The sequence below is a fragment of the Klebsiella sp. NPDC088457 genome (assembly GCF_044900465.1).
Lineage (GTDB): Bacteria > Pseudomonadota > Gammaproteobacteria > Enterobacterales > Enterobacteriaceae > Klebsiella.
The window spans coordinates 88,716-104,743 of record NZ_JBJDNH010000012.1 but is presented as its reverse complement, the minus strand read 5'-3'; the positions used below and the strand labels follow the sequence as shown (position 1 = coordinate 104,743).

At 59.6% G+C, this 16,028-nt stretch carries 14 protein-coding genes and 1 tRNA gene; 7 read left to right on the top strand and 8 right to left on the bottom strand.

Annotation, left to right across the window (positions count from 1 at the left end; all coding sequences use genetic code 11):
* Nucleotides 1–349: 349 nt before the first annotated feature.
* The 3 genes from ACI2JR_RS10005 to proB all read right to left on the bottom strand — a co-directional run bounded on the left by ACI2JR_RS10005 (nt 350) and on the right by proB (nt 2,907).
* A tRNA-Thr gene (locus tag ACI2JR_RS10005) sits at nt 350–425 on the bottom strand.
* Nucleotides 426–539: 114 nt separating this feature from the next.
* Nucleotides 540–1,793, bottom strand: a complete 1,254-nt coding sequence (gene proA, locus ACI2JR_RS10000) for a glutamate-5-semialdehyde dehydrogenase (protein ID WP_462478447.1) — start codon at nt 1,791–1,793, stop codon at nt 540–542.
* A 10-nt stretch (nt 1,794–1,803) separates the two neighbouring features.
* Nucleotides 1,804–2,907, bottom strand: a complete 1,104-nt coding sequence (gene proB, locus ACI2JR_RS09995) for a glutamate 5-kinase (RefSeq protein WP_132728268.1) — start codon at nt 2,905–2,907, stop codon at nt 1,804–1,806.
* A 290-nt stretch (nt 2,908–3,197) separates the two neighbouring features.
* Between proB and phoE the strand changes: the two genes are divergently transcribed.
* Nucleotides 3,198–4,250: a phosphoporin PhoE gene (phoE, locus tag ACI2JR_RS09990; RefSeq protein WP_462478446.1), complete on the top strand. Its 1,053-nt coding sequence runs from the start codon at nt 3,198–3,200 to the stop codon at nt 4,248–4,250.
* A gap of 87 nt (nt 4,251–4,337) precedes the next feature.
* On the opposite strand, the gene ACI2JR_RS09985 is transcribed toward phoE, so the two are convergent.
* Nucleotides 4,338–4,901, bottom strand: a complete 564-nt coding sequence (locus ACI2JR_RS09985; protein ID WP_132728272.1) for a C40 family peptidase — start codon at nt 4,899–4,901, stop codon at nt 4,338–4,340.
* Nucleotides 4,902–5,243: 342 nt separating this feature from the next.
* Between ACI2JR_RS09985 and ACI2JR_RS09980 the strand changes: the two genes are divergently transcribed.
* Nucleotides 5,244–6,188, top strand: coding sequence for a LysR family transcriptional regulator (locus ACI2JR_RS09980; protein ID WP_462478445.1), 945 nt, complete (start codon nt 5,244–5,246; stop codon nt 6,186–6,188).
* On the opposite strand, the gene ACI2JR_RS09975 is transcribed toward ACI2JR_RS09980, so the two are convergent.
* Entirely contained in the window at nt 6,185–7,252 is a 1,068-nt protein-coding gene (locus ACI2JR_RS09975; protein ID WP_462478444.1) for an ABC transporter substrate-binding protein, read from the bottom strand. The two genes, ACI2JR_RS09980 and ACI2JR_RS09975, sit on opposite strands and share 4 nt — an antisense overlap.
* A gap of 221 nt (nt 7,253–7,473) precedes the next feature.
* Between ACI2JR_RS09975 and ACI2JR_RS09970 the strand changes: the two genes are divergently transcribed.
* From ACI2JR_RS09970 to ACI2JR_RS09960, 3 genes are read left to right on the top strand one after another with little or no spacing between them, the layout of a single operon-like run.
* A complete protein-coding gene (locus tag ACI2JR_RS09970; RefSeq protein ID WP_462478443.1) occupies nt 7,474–9,042 on the top strand; it encodes an ABC transporter permease in 1,569 nt (522 codons plus the stop codon).
* On the top strand, nt 9,039–9,782 hold the full coding sequence (locus ACI2JR_RS09965) for an ABC transporter ATP-binding protein (protein ID WP_132728279.1): 744 nt from the start codon (nt 9,039–9,041) through the stop codon (nt 9,780–9,782). Before ACI2JR_RS09970 ends, ACI2JR_RS09965 begins: the two co-directional genes overlap by 4 nt.
* A 24-nt stretch (nt 9,783–9,806) precedes the next feature.
* Nucleotides 9,807–11,600 (top strand): aryl-sulfate sulfotransferase, encoded by a 1,794-nt coding sequence (locus ACI2JR_RS09960; protein WP_462478442.1) that lies wholly within the window; start codon nt 9,807–9,809, stop codon nt 11,598–11,600.
* A 29-nt stretch (nt 11,601–11,629) separates the two neighbouring features.
* On the opposite strand, the gene ACI2JR_RS09955 is transcribed toward ACI2JR_RS09960, so the two are convergent.
* A complete protein-coding gene (locus ACI2JR_RS09955; RefSeq protein ID WP_462478441.1) occupies nt 11,630–12,412 on the bottom strand; it encodes an AraC family transcriptional regulator in 783 nt (260 codons plus the stop codon).
* Between the two features lie 102 nt (nt 12,413–12,514).
* Between ACI2JR_RS09955 and ACI2JR_RS09950 the strand changes: the two genes are divergently transcribed.
* Together ACI2JR_RS09950 and ACI2JR_RS09945 are read left to right on the top strand one after the other, a co-directional pair.
* Nucleotides 12,515–13,324 (top strand): sulfite exporter TauE/SafE family protein, encoded by an 810-nt coding sequence (locus ACI2JR_RS09950; RefSeq protein ID WP_462478440.1) that lies wholly within the window; start codon nt 12,515–12,517, stop codon nt 13,322–13,324.
* Between the two features lie 178 nt (nt 13,325–13,502).
* Nucleotides 13,503–14,165 carry an HAD family hydrolase gene (locus ACI2JR_RS09945; protein WP_462478439.1) on the top strand — a complete coding sequence of 221 codons (663 nt, stop codon included), beginning with the start codon at nt 13,503–13,505 and terminating at the stop codon, nt 14,163–14,165.
* Between the two features lie 62 nt (nt 14,166–14,227).
* Here ACI2JR_RS09945 and phnE (ACI2JR_RS09940) read toward each other — a convergent pair whose 3' ends face one another.
* Both phnE (ACI2JR_RS09940) and phnE (ACI2JR_RS09935) read right to left on the bottom strand, forming a co-directional pair.
* Nucleotides 14,228–15,112 (bottom strand): phosphonate ABC transporter, permease protein PhnE, encoded by an 885-nt coding sequence (gene phnE, locus ACI2JR_RS09940; protein WP_132728289.1) that lies wholly within the window; start codon nt 15,110–15,112, stop codon nt 14,228–14,230.
* A complete protein-coding gene (phnE, locus tag ACI2JR_RS09935) occupies nt 15,109–15,981 on the bottom strand; it encodes a phosphonate ABC transporter, permease protein PhnE (RefSeq protein ID WP_132728996.1) in 873 nt (290 codons plus the stop codon). Before phnE (ACI2JR_RS09935) ends, phnE (ACI2JR_RS09940) begins: the two co-directional genes overlap by 4 nt.
* Nucleotides 15,982–16,028 lie beyond the last annotated feature (47 nt).

Sequence of the window (16,028 nt, the reverse complement as noted above, 5' to 3'; positions counted from 1 at the left end):
TCCATCACAGCGCCATACAAAGCCCAGAGGCTTACGAATGAATCTGGTATGAACTGCCTGATCCTCGTGTTGCTTCACAGCAAGAATGATCAAGTAGCCCCCGCACGAAGGGGATCACGTTAGAGCTTCGTTATCATATTGTGTGGGCCTGGCTGCCCTGTTCGCACGATTCAGTTTTACAAAGCAAGTGGTCATGCAAGATTCACATGCTTCTACAGGTTGGACGCTTCGCACACCTGCCCATGCAATGTATACTGATAACCGCCCATACATCACACAGGCGTTTAGACGTGTTAAGACAGGATCAAAGGTCACGGGGAAAATCACGTAAGTCTTTGATTTTATTGAATGGTGCCGATAATAGGAGTCGAACCTACGACCTTCGCATTACGAATGCGCTGCTCTACCAACTGAGCTATATCGGCCCTGAAAGGACATGTTCACGAATGTGAGTCACGGGGTAAAAGGTTAAAACTAAGTGGGTGACGCGTCAATGGCCTTATGAATCAAACGGCTACTTTTGCATCACCCGCTTAGTATTAAGCACGAATGGTATCGTCGCCGAAACCAATCCACTTATAGGTCGTTAACGCTTCCAGGCCCATCGGGCCGCGCGCGTGCAGCTTCTGGGTGCTGACCGCCACTTCCGCGCCGAGACCAAACTGGCCGCCATCGGTAAAGCGGGTAGAGGCGTTGATATACACCGCCGAAGAGTCCACTTCGTTGATAAAGCGGTTAGCATTGCGCAGCGTACGGGTCAGGATGGCATCAGAATGCTGGGTGCCATGGGCGCGTATATGCGCGATGGCCTCATCCAGGTCCGCGACCGCTTTCACGTTCAGATCCAGCGACAGATACTCATCGTTGTACTGCTCCGCCTTCACCGGCTCGACGTTTGCCGGGCCGTTTTGCAAAACCGGCAGGGTGGCGGCGTCGGCATGCAGCGTCACGCCGCTTTCGGCCATCTGTTTGCTCAGGACAGGCAGGAAACGCTCGGCGATATGCTGATTCACCAGCAAGGTTTCTACCGAGTTACAGGCGCTTGGCCGCTGAACTTTGGCATTGACGATAATCTTCAGCGCCTCAGCCATGTCCGCCGAATCATCAATATAGATATGACACACGCCAATCCCGCCGGTGATCACCGGAATCGTGGACTGCTCGCGGCACAGCTTATGCAACCCGGCGCCGCCGCGCGGGATCAGCATATCGATGTATTTATCCATCTTCAGCATCTCGCCGACCAGCGCGCGATCCGGGTTCTCGATGGCCTGGACGGTTGCCGCCGGTAAACCGCACTCCTGCAGCGCCCGCTGAATCACTTTCACCGTGGCGGCATTGGTGCGCCAGGTCTCTTTACCGCCGCGTAGAATCGCCGCATTGCCGGTTTTCAGGCATAAAGAGGCCACATCAACGGTCACATTAGGACGGGCCTCGTAAATCACCCCAACCACGCCCAGCGGCACGCGGCGGCGTTCGATACGCAGGCCGCTGTCCAGCAGGCCGCCGTCGATCACCTGACCGACCGGATCGGCCAGATTGCAAACCTGACGGACATCGTCAGCAATCCCGCGCAAACGCGCCGGGTTGAGCGCCAGGCGATCGAGCAGCGCTTCGCTTAAGCCATTGGCGCGCGCTTCCGCCAGGTCCTCGGCGTTGGCGCGCAGAATCTCTTCGCTCTGCGCTTCGAGATAATCGGCAATCTTTTCCAGCACCTGGTTCTTTTCACGGCTGGAGAGTTGCGCCAGTTGGTAAGAGGCCGCCTTGGCAGCTATGCCCATTTGTTCCAGCATTTTCAGCTCCTTAACGGATAATCATATCGTCACGATGGACGGCGACCGGGCCATATTCGTAGCCCAGAATGGCATCAATCTGCTGCGAGTGCTGGCCGGCAATCATGCGCAGCGCATCGCTGTTGTAGCGGCTCACGCCGTGGGCGATATCGCGGCCTTCGCTATTGCGAATGCGGATAACTTCGCCACGCGAGAAGTTGCCGGTCACGGTTTTGATGCCTTTCGGCAGCAGGGAACTGCCGCGTTCCAGAATCGCCTGGGTAGCGCCGGCGTCAACGCTAATTTCACCCGCCGGCGGGGCGCCGAAGATCCAACGTTTGCGGTTTTCCAGCGGCGATTCCTGAGCGTGGAAGCGCGTCCCGACCGAAACGTTTTCCATCACGTCGGCAATCACGCCGGGACGGTTACCGGCGGCGATAATGGTGTCGATACCCGCGCGGCAGGCGACGTCTGCGGCCTGCAGCTTAGTACCCATGCCGCCGGTCCCGAGACCGGAAACGCTATCGCCGGCGATGGCGCGCAGGGCGTCATCAATGCCGTAGACATCTTTAATCAACTCGGCCTGCGGGTTATTGCGCGGATCGGCGGTGAACAGACCCGGCTGGTCCGTCAGCAGCAGCAGCTTATCGGCGCCGGCAAGAATCGCCGCCAGCGCGGAAAGGTTGTCGTTGTCGCCGACCTTGATCTCGGCGGTCGCCACGGCGTCATTCTCATTAATGACCGGCACGATGTTGTTATCCAGCAGCGCGCGGAGGGTATCGCGGGCGTTAAGGAAACGCTCACGGTCTTCCATATCCGCGCGGGTCAGCAGCATCTGGCCAACGTGAATGCCGTAAATAGAAAACAGCTGTTCCCACAGCTGGATCAGGCGGCTCTGGCCTACCGCCGCCAGCAGCTGTTTCGACGCGATGGTCGCCGGCAGTTCCGGGTAGCCAAGGTGTTCACGTCCGGCGGCGATCGCCCCGGAGGTCACAATGACAATACGATGGCCCATAGCATGCAGCTGTGCGCACTGGCGCACTAATTCGACGATATGGGCGCGGTTCAGGCGACGGGATCCGCCCGTTAAAACACTGGTGCCCAGTTTTACCACCAGCGTCTGGCTATCACTCATGATTCTCTGCCGTTCAAAAGGAATATCGATATCAAGCTGATGTTGTAACAGGACTCAGGCCGCTTGCCAACACTGGCGTGCCCGGGCGAACCACTTTATTGCGCGAGATCGGGCATTCTGGAGAATTCAGGTGACGAATTAATGACAGAAACATCTAAATACTCTTTTTTATAAAAAGTTCCACTTTGTCATAAATTTTTAATATCCGGGCGTTAAAAAACCTCCTGTTTTTCACGGGGCCTTCGCCCGGAATTGATTAGCGCGTATAAATAAATCACCAGGACTGAATAATGAAAAAGAGCTCACTGGCATTAATGATGATGGGTCTTATCGCTTCTTCGGCTACACCGGCAGCGGAAGTTTATAATAAAAACGCCAATAAACTGGACGTGTACGGCAAAGTCAGAGCGATGCACTATATCAGCGACGATAATAGCAAAGACGGCGACCAGACCTATGTGCGTTTCGGTATTAAAGGCGAAACCCAGATTAACGACCAGCTGACCGGTTACGGCCGTTGGGAATCTGAATTCTCCGGCAATAAAACCGAAAGCGACTCCACCCAGAAAACCCGCCTCGCGTTTGCCGGCCTGAAACTGAAAGACTTCGGTTCTTTCGATTACGGTCGTAACCTCGGCGCTCTGTACGATGTGGAAGCCTGGACCGATATGTTCCCGGAATTCGGCGGCGACTCTTCTGCGCAGACCGATAACTTCATGACCAAGCGTTCCAGCGGCCTGGCAACCTACCGTAATACCGATTTCTTTGGCGTCGTGGATGGCCTGGATCTGACCCTGCAATATCAGGGTAAAAACGAAAGCCGTGACGCCAAAAAACAGAACGGCGACGGGTTCGGCACCTCTTTAAGCTATGACTTCGGCGGCAGCGATTTCGCCATCAGCGCGGCCTATACCAACTCTGACCGTACCAATGACCAGAACCTGCTGGCCCGCGGCGTGGGTAAAAAAGCGGAAGCCTGGGCGACCGGCCTGAAATATGACGCCAACAATATTTACCTGGCGACCATCTATTCCGAAACTCGCAAAATGACGCCAATCAGCGGCGGTTTTGCCAACAAGGCGCAGAACTTTGAAGCGGTCGCGCAGTACCAGTTCGACTTCGGTCTGCGTCCGTCCCTCGGCTATGTTCTGTCCAAAGGCAAAGATATTGAAGGCGTAGGTAACGAAGATCTGGTCAACTATATTGACGTCGGCCTGACGTACTACTTCAATAAAAATATGAACGCCTTCGTGGATTATAAAATCAACCAGCTGAAGAGCGATAATAAACTCGGTCTCAGCGATGACGACATTGTGGCGCTGGGGATGACCTATCAGTTCTGATGGTGCTGATGCCAGGATGGCGTAAATGATACCGGGAAGGATCAAAAAAGCCGCGGCGCCAGGGCCGCGGCTTTTTATTGTGCATCATCAGCGATTTTTGGCGACGTGCAGGTTGTCATTATTCATGGTGATCTGCGCGTTATACTCCTTCGGCAGGCGACGCGCCTGATAGAACGCCGACTTCCAGTACGGATTGTCCAGCGATGAGCGCATGACGCCCTGGCTGGCGGAGGCGTGGAGGAAGTTCTGGTTGGTATCATAGAAGCCGACGTGCATGCCGCCTTTAATCCGGAAGAACACCAGGTCTCCGGGACGCAGCTGCTGCGGCTTCACTCGCTCTCCCATATGCAGAAGCTCTTTGGTGGTAACCCGCTCCATCGGCAGGTTGAAGCGGTCCTTCAGCGTACGCCAGACAAAACCGGAGCAATCGACCCCGCTTTCATCGGTACCGCCCCACTCGTAGGGGGTGCCGTGCCAGGTGTGCATCTGGTCGTGCAGCGCGGCGAGCACCGGAATCAGGTCATCTGAACCGCTGTCGATCGGGGCGTTGGCATGATGGGCTACGGTTTTCGGGTGTTTCGCCGGGGATGAACATCCTGCCAAAAGCAAAAAGGGGACTAATAATAAAGCGTGAGCAAGTTTAGGCGTCATATCGTTATTTTTCGTGAGGGAGAATGGGCCGTGGTCATTTATAACGTATCCGCCATATTGTCAGAATGGTTCGCTGAAAAATTTACGAAACCTTACGTAGATTAAACTTCCGGCTTCACATTCTTGATTCACGCGGTTAAATATAAGCGGGTTGGATGTAATGCAGTTTGTTAATAAATTATTTCATCATGAAACACTATTTCGCGACCGCAGATAAGACACATCTGATGTTAATTGCCTTATTGCCGGCGCAGAAGGTGAAAGATCCTCATCATTCGGCCATTGCGCGCTGGGGGCGACGTCCAGTACTTTGTCCGCTCAAGGTCCCTGTGAGGCAAGTTTATGCATCTCGATTTTCGCCAGCTGCGCAATTTTGCCGCATTGGTTGAATACGGTAGTTTTCACCGCGCCGCCGAGGCGGTATGCCTGTCGCAATCGGCGTTCAGCCGCAGTATTCAGGCGCTGGAGCAGAGCGTCGGCCATCCCTTATTCGACCGGCAGAATAAACTGCCGACGCTGACGCTACACGGGCAAAAGCTGCTGCCCTACGCCCGTCGTTTTCAGGAACTTAACGTCGAACTGAGTAGTCTGCTGGGGGATGCTGACGATACGCAAGATGGCGAGGTGGCGTTCGGCTGCGGCCCGGCGCCCGCGGCGCGCCTGATTCCGGCGGCCATCGGCGAGTTTCACCACCATCTCCCGCAGGCGAGGGTGCGTTTTCAGGTTGATAACTGGTTTGCCCTGCATCATGCGCTGACGACCCAGCAGTTTCCCTTCGTGGTGGCCGATAGCTGGCATGCGGAGCTGGATCCGCAGCTACGAGTCCAGCCGCTGAGCCCGCAGCGCTGTTTCTTCATCTGCCATGCCGATCATCCTCTGGCGCGGCAGGGGCCGGTGTCTATTCAGGCGATGCTGCGCTACCCCTTTGCCGCGCCCTATCTGCCCCCGGGGGTGCGAAAAGTGCTGGCGACCCTCAGTCAGCAGCAGGATTTCACCCCGGCGATTCAGTGTGATCACGTCTATGCATTGCTGTCGACGCTGGCGCGCACCCAGGCGATAAGCTTTGCCAGCGAAGACGGTTTCGCCCTGTGCCAGCATAGCCATCGCCTGGTGAAGCTTGAGCTCAGCGACCTCCCGGAAGAGTGGCGGTTGATGCAGACCCGGTTTGCGGTGATCACCCCGATTCACGCCGTGCTTTCGCCGCTGGTCACCCGATTTATCGATATTATCCTGCATACCGACCGCCAGCATCAGAACCCGCTGTTGGCGCCGGAGGAGGAGGCTTAGCCGGCGTTCTCCGCCTGGCCTTTGGCATCGTACTGCGGCCAGTGGTTTTCCAGCCGCTGCGTCTTCAGCGCCTGTTCGACAAACTGCCCGTCGACCCACTGCGTCACCGTAAAGGCGTTGCGAATGAGGCGGCCCGTTTTGGCCTGTTCAACGCTGCTGCTGAAGCTGTCGGTCAGGAACGGGTCGATACGCGGCGAGGTGCTGAAGTTGAGATCCTGCGGCTGCAGATCTTCAAGGAACAGCGCCTGTGGAATCTGGCTCTGCTGCGCCATCTCTGCCGACCAGGCCTCGCGATTCGCCGGGTTGCTGATTTCCGCCGCGTTTTTCACCAGCACATCGATAATTTGCTGGGTGGCCTGCGGCCAGGCCTGAATAAACGCCTGAGTTCCGAGAAAACCCGCCTGGGTCGTATTCTGGCGACCGGAATCACCGCTTTTCACCACCACGTCAATTTTGTCGCCGCGCAGCGCCAGCAGCGAGACGCCGCCCCATACCGCATCAACCCGGCCGGCCGCCAGCGCGGCTTTCCCGGCGCTCCAGTCCAGATTAATGACCTGCATATTGCGTTCGCTAAGCCCGACGGTCTGCAAGGCGCGATCGAAGGCCAGCTGGTCTGCGGTACCGCGATACACCGCCACGCGTTTACCTTTCAGGTCCGCCAGCTGTTTAATTCCCGATGCCCGGGTGGCGGCGAGGTAAGATTCCGAACCGCGGCTGCCCAGCAGCAGGCGGGTCGGCAGGCCGTTGGCTTTGCCGATAATCGCCGCCAGGTCACCGAGATAGACAAAATCGAGCTGCTGGTTGGCCAGCGCTTCATTCACCGCCGGTCCGGCGCCCTTAAAGAACTGCCACTGGACCTCCACGCCCTGCGGTTTAAACACCGCCTCCAGCTGATGGCGGATAAACGCCATTCCGACCGGCCCTTCAATGAACGGTTTGCTGCCGGCGCTCTGATCCGGAACGCCAATGCGAATGGTGTGCAGGCTCCCGGCCTGCGCGCTGGCCATCAGTGCGATCGCGGCGACCAGCGCCAGCGCTGTACGGGTAAAAAAGGCTTTCATCATTGGTGGTGACTCCCTGAGTTTTTTCTCACCCTAAAGAGGCCTGGCGCGTGCTGTTAAATGCTTTTATTCGCAGAGCAAAGGCAAAAATAAGCTAAATCAGGGCCCGCCTGTCCGCCAGGCTGAGATGCATTTGCTGCATCGGGATTATTCAGCAAACGCAATGGCGGGAGGCGGCGAGGCGCGATGTGATAGGGCGATGATTTCACCCACAACGGACTGCTATGTCGCAGATGATCTTGAAAACACGCCGGTTCACCTGGCCTGCCGTCAGGCTAAACGGCTGGCCCCTGTTGCTGCCCGCGCTGTTAGTGCTGGTGTGGCACATCGCCGCCGTGGAGCGCTGGATGCCGGAACAAATCCTGCCCGCTCCGGCGGTCGTCGCCGATACCGCGCTGTCGCTCCTCAGCGGCGATCTGCTGGCGCAGTGGGGGTTTAGCCTTCAGCATCTGGCCGTCGGGCTGCTGCTGGGCGTGGCGGCGGGGACCCTGCTGGGAGCGCTGTTTGGTCTGCTACCGGCCGCGGCCCAGCGGATAGAGCCGCTATTTTATGCCCTCGCGCAGATCCCCACCCTGGGCTGGATCCCGCTGTTTATGGTGCTGTTTGGCATCGATAACGGCCTGAAGCTGGCGGTTATCGTCAAAACAACCCTTGTCCCGATGACCATCAATACCCAGATGGCGGTAACCAGCATCCCGCAGGCGCTGGGGGAAGCGGCGCAGGTGATGAATTTTTCCCGCTGGCAACGGCTGCGCTGGCTGGTTATCCCCGCCAGTCTGCCGGGCTGGTTTACCGGCCTGCGGCTGGCGCTATCTCAGGCCTGGGTCTCGCTGATCGTTGTCGAACTGCTGGCCTCGTCTGAAGGGATCGGCTACCTGATGGTCTGGGGCCGCCAGCTGTTTCAGCTGGATATTGTCTTCGTCACCATCGCGGTGGTGGGCCTGAGCGGGTTGTTGATGGAGTGGGCGACGAACCGGGTATATGCCCGGCTGGTCTTCTGGCCGCAGCCCGCTACCGGGCGACTGGCCTGGAAGCCGCAGGCCAGCTGGCATACATTCCAGCTGCCGCTGATCCTGCTGGTGCTGTGGCAGCTGGCCAGCCGCTGGGGCTGGATCGACAGCGCGTTATTCTCCTCGCCGCTGGCGGTGGCGCAGCGCTTTATTGCCGGAGCGGCCAGCGGCGAGCTGCCTGCCGCGATGCTGGCGAGCCTCGGTCGGGCCTTTGCCGGCGGCGCGCTGGGGATCGCCGCCGGGCTGCTGTGCGGATTACTGCTGGCTTTGCGTCCGCGTGCCGGGCAGATATTGACCCCGACGCTGAACGTCCTGCGCCATATTGCGCTCTTTGCCTGGCTGCCGCTGCTGACGGCATGGGTGGGCAACGATAACGGCGGCAAAATCGTGTTTATCGCCCTGGCGTCCTTCTTCCCGATGTTTTTCAGCACCTTGCAGGCCGTCAGCCAGCGCGATCCGCAGCTCGATGAAGTGGCGAAGGTGCTGCGCTTTGGTCCGCTGACCCGTCTGCGGGCGCTGATTTTACCGGGGGCGGCGCCGGGCATATTTGCCGGCCTGCGCCTGGCGTTGATTTATGCGTGGCTGGGCAATATCGGCGCGGAATATTTCATGTCCTCCGGGACCGGTATCGGCAGCCTGATGATCAATGCCCAGCAGCTGCTGGATATGCCGACCATTCTCTGCGGCATGGTGCTGATTGGTATCACCGGCGCCGCGCTGGATAAAGGCGGACGTTTACTGGAATCTCGCGCCACCCGCTGGCGCCAACGGGAGCAACGATGACCGACTCGACCCTGGTCTCTTTTCGCCATGTGCATAAATCCTGGCAACAGGTGACGGCATTAGACAATTTCAGCCTCGATATCGCCGCCGGTGAGCTGGTGGTGCTGGTCGGCAGCAGCGGCTGCGGCAAGTCCACGCTGCTGCGGATGTTGATTGGCCTGGAGCCGGTGACGCAGGGGGAAATCCGCGTTAACGGCGAGCCGGTGCGCGGCGCGGGCAAAGAGCGCGGCATCGTCTTTCAGGAGCCGCGGCTGTTTCCCTGGCTGACGGTGATCGACAACGTGATGCTTGGCCTGGCGGATGAAAAGCTGAACCGCGGGGTGAAGCGCCAGCGCGCGCTGGAAATGCTGGAACGCGTACAGCTCACGGAGTTCGCCCATGCGCTGCCCGCCCAGCTTTCCGGCGGGATGGCCCAGCGGGTGGCGATTGCCCGCGGGCTGATCGCCCGGCCGCAAATTCTGATGCTCGATGAGCCTTTCGGCGCGCTGGATGCCCTGACGCGCCATACCCTGCAGCAGGAGCTGCTGCATATTCATCGCCGTACGGGGACCACCACGCTGCTGGTGACCCACGATGTGGAAGAGGCGGTGGCGCTGGCCGACCGGGTGGTGGTGCTCTCTCCCCGCCCGGGGCGGATCCGTGAGGTGGTGACGCTGGCGTTACCCCACCCGCGCCAGCGCGATGATGAGTCGTTTTCCGCCGCCTGCCGGCAGATTCGTACCTTGATTACTTGTGCCTGATTTGACTATTTAAGGAGTGACAACATGGGACATCCTTCCGTCTACCCGACCGGCGCCACGATCTACGATCCGCAGCGCGCGTGGAGCGGCTATACCGTTTTTCAGGCCACCGAACGCGGAGCGATTCTGCTTGATATGAATGGCAACGTGGTTCGCGAATGGCCCGAGCTGCACGGTTTCCCGAATAAGATCCTGCCCGGGGGGGCGATCCTGGGCCACAGCGGCGAACGCGATCCCCGCTACGGGATGCAGGATATGCTCGATCTGATTCAGGTGGACTGGGAAGGCAATATCACCTGGAAATTTGACCGCTATGAACAGGTGAGCGACCCGGGTCACGCGCCGCGCTGGATGGCGCGCGCGCACCATGATTATCAGCGTACCGGAAATCCGGTGGGCTATTACGCCCCGGGGCTCGAGCCGCAGGTTGACGGGGGCAACACCTTAATTCTGGCCCACACCAACCTGGTGAATGAAGCGATTTCCGACAAGCTGCTGCTCGATGACACCATCATCGAGGTCGACTGGCAGGGCAATGTGGTGTGGGAATGGCGCTGCAGCGATCATTTTCACGAGCTGGGCTTTGACGACGCGGCGCGCGCGGCGCTGCGTAATAACCCCAATATGCGCGCCAGCGGCGGCGGGATGGGCGACTGGATGCACATCAACTCCATGTCGGCGCTGGGACCAAACAAATGGTATGACGCCGGCGACGCGCGCTTCCATCCTGACAACATCATCTGGGATGCCCGCGAGTCCAATATCATCGCCATCATTGATAAACAGAGCGGCAATATTGTCTGGCAGCTTGGCCCGGACTACAGCACGCCGCAGCTGAAGCATCTGGGGTGGATTATCGGCCAGCACCACGCGCATATGATCCCCCAGGGATTACCGGGGGCGGGCAATATTCTGATCTTCGATAACGGCGGCTGGGCCGGGTACGGCGCCCCCAATCCGGCGTCGGCGGATGGGGTGAAAAACGCCTGGCGCGACTATTCGCGGATCCTCGAGATCAACCCGGTGACGCTCGATATCGAATGGCGCTACTCGCCGTATGAGGCGGATCTCCCGCAGCCAACCGACTCGTATCGGTTCTATAGCCCGTATATCAGCAATATGCAGCGCCTGGAAAACGGCAATACCCTCATCAACGAAGGCTCCAACGGACGTATTTTTGAAGTGACCCGCGATCATGAAATTGTCTGGGAGTATATTTCGCCGTTCTGGGGCAAAACGTTGAATAACAACATGGTTTACCGCGCCTATCGTATTCCGTACGCCTGGATCCCGCAGCTGGCGCAGCCGTCCGAAGTGCCGATTGCGGCGGTTGACGTGCGGACTTTACGCCAGCCCGGCGCCGCGCCCGCGGGGCCGGCGCAAAGCGTGGTGCGCGTCGCCGGCGTGCGGCCCTACAGTAAAAGCGCCGATGCGCTGTGCGTGGCGACTGACAACGATACCCTGCGCCGCAGCCCGAAACTGTTCCGCGTGGCGGAGAGCCGCTTCACGCCGCTGAACGCGGACAGCGAGCTCTCCGGCGAGTTTGAATCTCCGCTGCTGCTGTTCGTCGGGGCCGAACGCTGCGTCCACTGCCGCAGGTTGTGGCAGCTGCTGCGGCATGAGTCCCTGGCCAGCCACCTTGCGGCGCTGGAGACACGCTATTTGGATGCCGACCGTCATCAGCAACTGGCGACAACCCTGGGGGTCCGCGGCTTACCTACGCTGCTGATCCTGAAAGCGGGTCAGCCGACGGCGCGGGCCCCGGCGGATCTTTCCGTGGAAAGCCTGCTGGACTGGCTACAGAGCGCGGTGCGCTAACCCACGCGAGCGAAAGGGCGGCTGCGGCGTCAGGCCGGGCCGCCGTTCATCTGGCGGACAAAGGCGGCGGGAGCCTGGCCGATCGTTTTACGAAACATGGTGGTAAAGGCCGCCGGATGTTCATATCCCAGGCTGAGCGCCACGTCGGTAATCGTTCTGCCTTCGCGCAGCGCCGTCAGGGCGTACATCAGGCAGGCCTGCTGGCGCCAGTCGCGAAAAGCCATCCCGGTCTGCTGGCGAAAATGACGGTTGAAGGTACGAACGCTCTTATTAAGCCTGGCGGCCCACCGTTGCGGAGCGCTGTGAATATCCGGCTGCTGCAAAAAAGCGCTGCACAAGGCGGCCAGCTGCGCGTTCTGCGGCAGGGGGGTAAACATCGGCAGCGGCGACGCGGCTTTCAGTTCGTACAGAACCAGCTCAATGAGCGCCGCGTCATGTCCACTTTCGTTATACAGCAGCGGCAGCTGGCAGACGCTGAGCAGCAGCTGGTGCAGCAGCGGCGAGACCTGGACAACCTCGCAGCGTTCACCGGCGCGCGGCGCCGCCTCCGGTTCAATGTACAGGCTGTGGGTACTGACCCCCGGCATCCACACCCGGTGCGGTTTAGTGGCCGGGATCCACACGCCGCTGTACGGCGGAACCAGCCAGTGACCATCATCCGTCTCCACCTTCATCAGCCCGTTCATGGCATAGAGAAACTGCGCCCGGCGGTGGCTGTGGCGCGCCAGCTGGGTATTGGCCGGGTAATCGCTGCCCAGCGCCAGCACCCGGCGCGGGAGATGGTCGACATCATTAACGGCAATGTTGCGCATGAATCATGATCCTGGCTGAAATTCATAAGATGATGGCTTTTAATCGTAAGTCAGCCATGGGGTTATTCTATATCGTGACTGCTCTGAATGGAGGAGTATCCGATGATGTGCTGGCTTTTTTTCTGCGGCGTGGTGTGCGGGGTGACGACCTGGCTCTTTGGTTTTGGCGGCGGTTTTGTCACCGTACCGCTTATCTATTTACTGGTGACGGCGATCTGGGGGATGCACAGCGATATTGGCGCGCAGGCGATGCAGATTGCCGTGGCGACCTCCGCGCTGGTAATGCTCTGTGCGGCGCTGCTGGCGACCTGGCGTCATCTGCGGGCTGGAACCCTCTGCTGGCGTCCTCTGCGGGTGATGTTCATCGGCATCGCCGCCGGCGGTATAGCCGGCGCTGTGCTGGCGCTGTCGGTAAAAGGGGAGTGGATCCGCGGCCTATTTATCGCCTATTTGCTGGCGACGATCCTCGACTGCTACCTGCGACCGGGGTTTATGGCTCCGGCCACGCCGCGGCCCGCTCCGACGGCGGCGCGTGAACTGGCGACGGGCGGGGGGATTGGCCTGATTGCCGCGTTTCTCGGCGTCGGCGGTAGCGTGATGACCGTCCCGCTGATGCGTCGGCGCGGCGCGGCGATGGCGCAGGCGGCGGCGATGGCTAACCTGCTGACGCTGCCGCTGGCGGCGAGCGCCACCCTAACCTGGCTGGTGTTGGCATGGCTGTCGCCGACGCGTTTACCCGGCGGATTTATCGGCGATATCTGGCTTTCGGCCGCGGGGCTGCTGGTGGCCGGGAGCTGGCTGGGCCTGAGGATGGCGGCCCGCTGGCTCGGGCGCCTGCCGGACCGCTGGCACGCGCGAATATACCCGCTGCTATTGATGACGGTGCTGCTGGCGATGAGCGTCCAGGGATAAATTTCGCGGCAGCGGCGCAGCCATCACGGTGGTGGCATATCGCCGCCGATCCATTAATCTGACCTCTTTTTGGCGCTTTTTGCTACCCTTTGCCTGGCCGACAGGGAGAGTCATTCTGCTGTCATCCTGGTTAAGCATGCTCTGCTGAACCCATTTTGCTGATGAGGAAACATGAACGATGGCCAAAAATCTGACGATATTCGATCTGGATAATACTTTGATTAAGGGTGACAGCAGCACGATATGGAGCCGGTTTCTGGTGAGGGAAGGCTGGGTGAGCGATCCGGACTATCTGGCGCGCGAAGCGATGCTGATGGACGATTACGATCGCGGCGAAATGAATATTGCCGACTATGTTGCCTTAATCCAGGCGCCGCTGATCGGCGTGCCGCAGGCGGAAGTCGATGCGCTGGTTGCCCGCTGCGTGCGCGAGGAGATCCTGCCGCGCGTCTATCCCCAGGCGTGGGATCGGCTGCAGACCCTGCGGGCGCAAGGCGAGCAGATGCTGGTGATTTCGGCCTCGGTGAGCCTGCTGGTGCGCGCGGTGGCGTCGGCGCTAGGGATTGAGCAGGCGTTAGGCATCGATGTGGAGATGGCGGATGGCGGCTATAGCGGGGTGATTGCCGGCACGCCAAGCTACCAGCAGGGGAAGGTGGTGCGGCTGGCGGCGTGGCAGAAAGCCTGGCCGCATGAGAGCGGCCAGGTGACGTTCTATACCGATTCGATTAACGACCTGCCGCTGTGCCTGCACGCGGACCACGTCTGGCTGGTCAATCCCTGCCCGCAGCTGGCGGCGGCGAATGCCACCCACCGCTGGCCGGTGCTGGAATGGCGGCTCTGAGCGAATCCCTGCGGCCGCAGTCATCCGTCGCCCCGGTAAGCGCAGCGCGACCGGGGAGCGGGTTAATTCGCTTTGAACAGCGGCACCACGTGGCCGCCAATATAGCGGCGGCGCAGCCAGGCGGAGAGCGTATCCATCACCATGACCACCGCCACCAGCAGCAGGGTGATAAACATCACCACGTCCCAGTTCCACAAACGCATGTTTTCCGCATAAATCAGGCCGATACCGCCCGCGCCGACGAAGCCCAGTACCGCCGCCGAACGGGTATTCGACTCAATCTGATACAGGCTCAGCGCCAGAAACGTCGGAAAGGATTGGGTAAAAATGCCGAAGCGGTGCTTCTGCAGACCGTTTGCGCCCACCGCGGTCAGCCCGCGCCCCGGCGAACGGTCAACCGCTTCATGTCCTTCGGCATATAGCCGCCCGAGCAGCCCGGTGTCCTGCATGATAATGGCCAGCACCCCGGCCAGCGGCCCGAGGCCCACGGCGCGGACAAAAATCAGCCCCCAGATCGCCATATCAATACCGCGCAGCACGTCAAACAGGCGGCGCATCAGCAGGGCGATAAACCCGGGAATCAAGCCGCGCATTATGTTGCGCGCCGCGAGGAAAGAGAGCAGCAATGCGATGACCGTCGCGGTCAGGGTTCCGACGAAGACAATCGCCAGGGTGATGCCGATTTGCGTGAAATAGTAGCGGAACGGCCAGTTGAAAAAGTCATGCCAGACAAACATCCGCATCAGGTAGCGGCTGATTTGCTGCAGCCCGGTGGTAAGCTGCTCGCCGCTGATGCCGAAGCGGGTAAAAAACCACGCATAATAGAGCACGCAGGCCAGGGTCAGCAGTCCGACGTAACGCAAATAGCGCCCCTGGGCCTGATACAATTCCCGGTGCTGTCGACGGCTGGCGGCGACATCCGGTTGGCTTTGCCATTGACGACTCATTTTTTCCCCTCGAGTACCCACTGCCGCAGGCGACCGGACAGCATATCCAGCAGCGACACCACGATGATGATCAGCAGCAGCGTGATGCTGACCTGATCGTAACGATCCAGTTTGATGTTGGTCATCAGCTCCTGACCGATCCCGCCGGCGCCCACCAGCCCAAGAATGGTGGATGAGCGGAAGTTGATCTCCAGGCGCATAAAACCGTAGGAGAGAAAAATCGGTTTAACCTGTGGCCACAGCGCAAAACGGATCCGCTGTATCGGCGAGGCGCCGCAGGCCATCAGCCCGCGTACCGGCTTGTCCTGCGCGCTTTCCACCGCTTCGTAAAACAGTTTGGTCAGGCTACCGATGGTGTGCAGCATCAGCGCCAGAAAGCCGGGGATGGCGCCAATGCCGAAAGCCATCACGAAAATCACCGCCCACGCCAGCTCTGGCATGGTGCGTAAAAACGCCACCATCACGCGAATGGCGAAGCGCAGCGGCGGCGGCGACCAGGCGTTGCTGGCGGCCAGAAACGCCAGCAGGGTGGCGATAGCCACCGCCACCAGCGTAGAGGCCACCGCCAGCTGCAAGGTTTCCCAGATCAGCGGCAGCTGAATCGGCAGGCGATAGCCCCAGTAGGCCAGCGAACCTTTGGTATGAGAATCGGCGAACAGATCGCGGATATGGATCGTCGGCAGGGTCTCAAACATGTAATCAAGGAAGTTCGGCAGGGAGTGCCAGATGGTAAAAAGATTAAATTCGGCGGCGCTGCCGGCGGCGAAGTACAGCACCAGCAACAGCAGGGACCAGCTAAAAGTATCGCGTTTTTGCCGCGCCCGTACCTGCTGGTAGTAACGTTCAAATTCGCTATTCGATATATTCATACGTCGACGGGTCTTCAGCATGCCGCCGCCTCGCGCATTACCAGCCG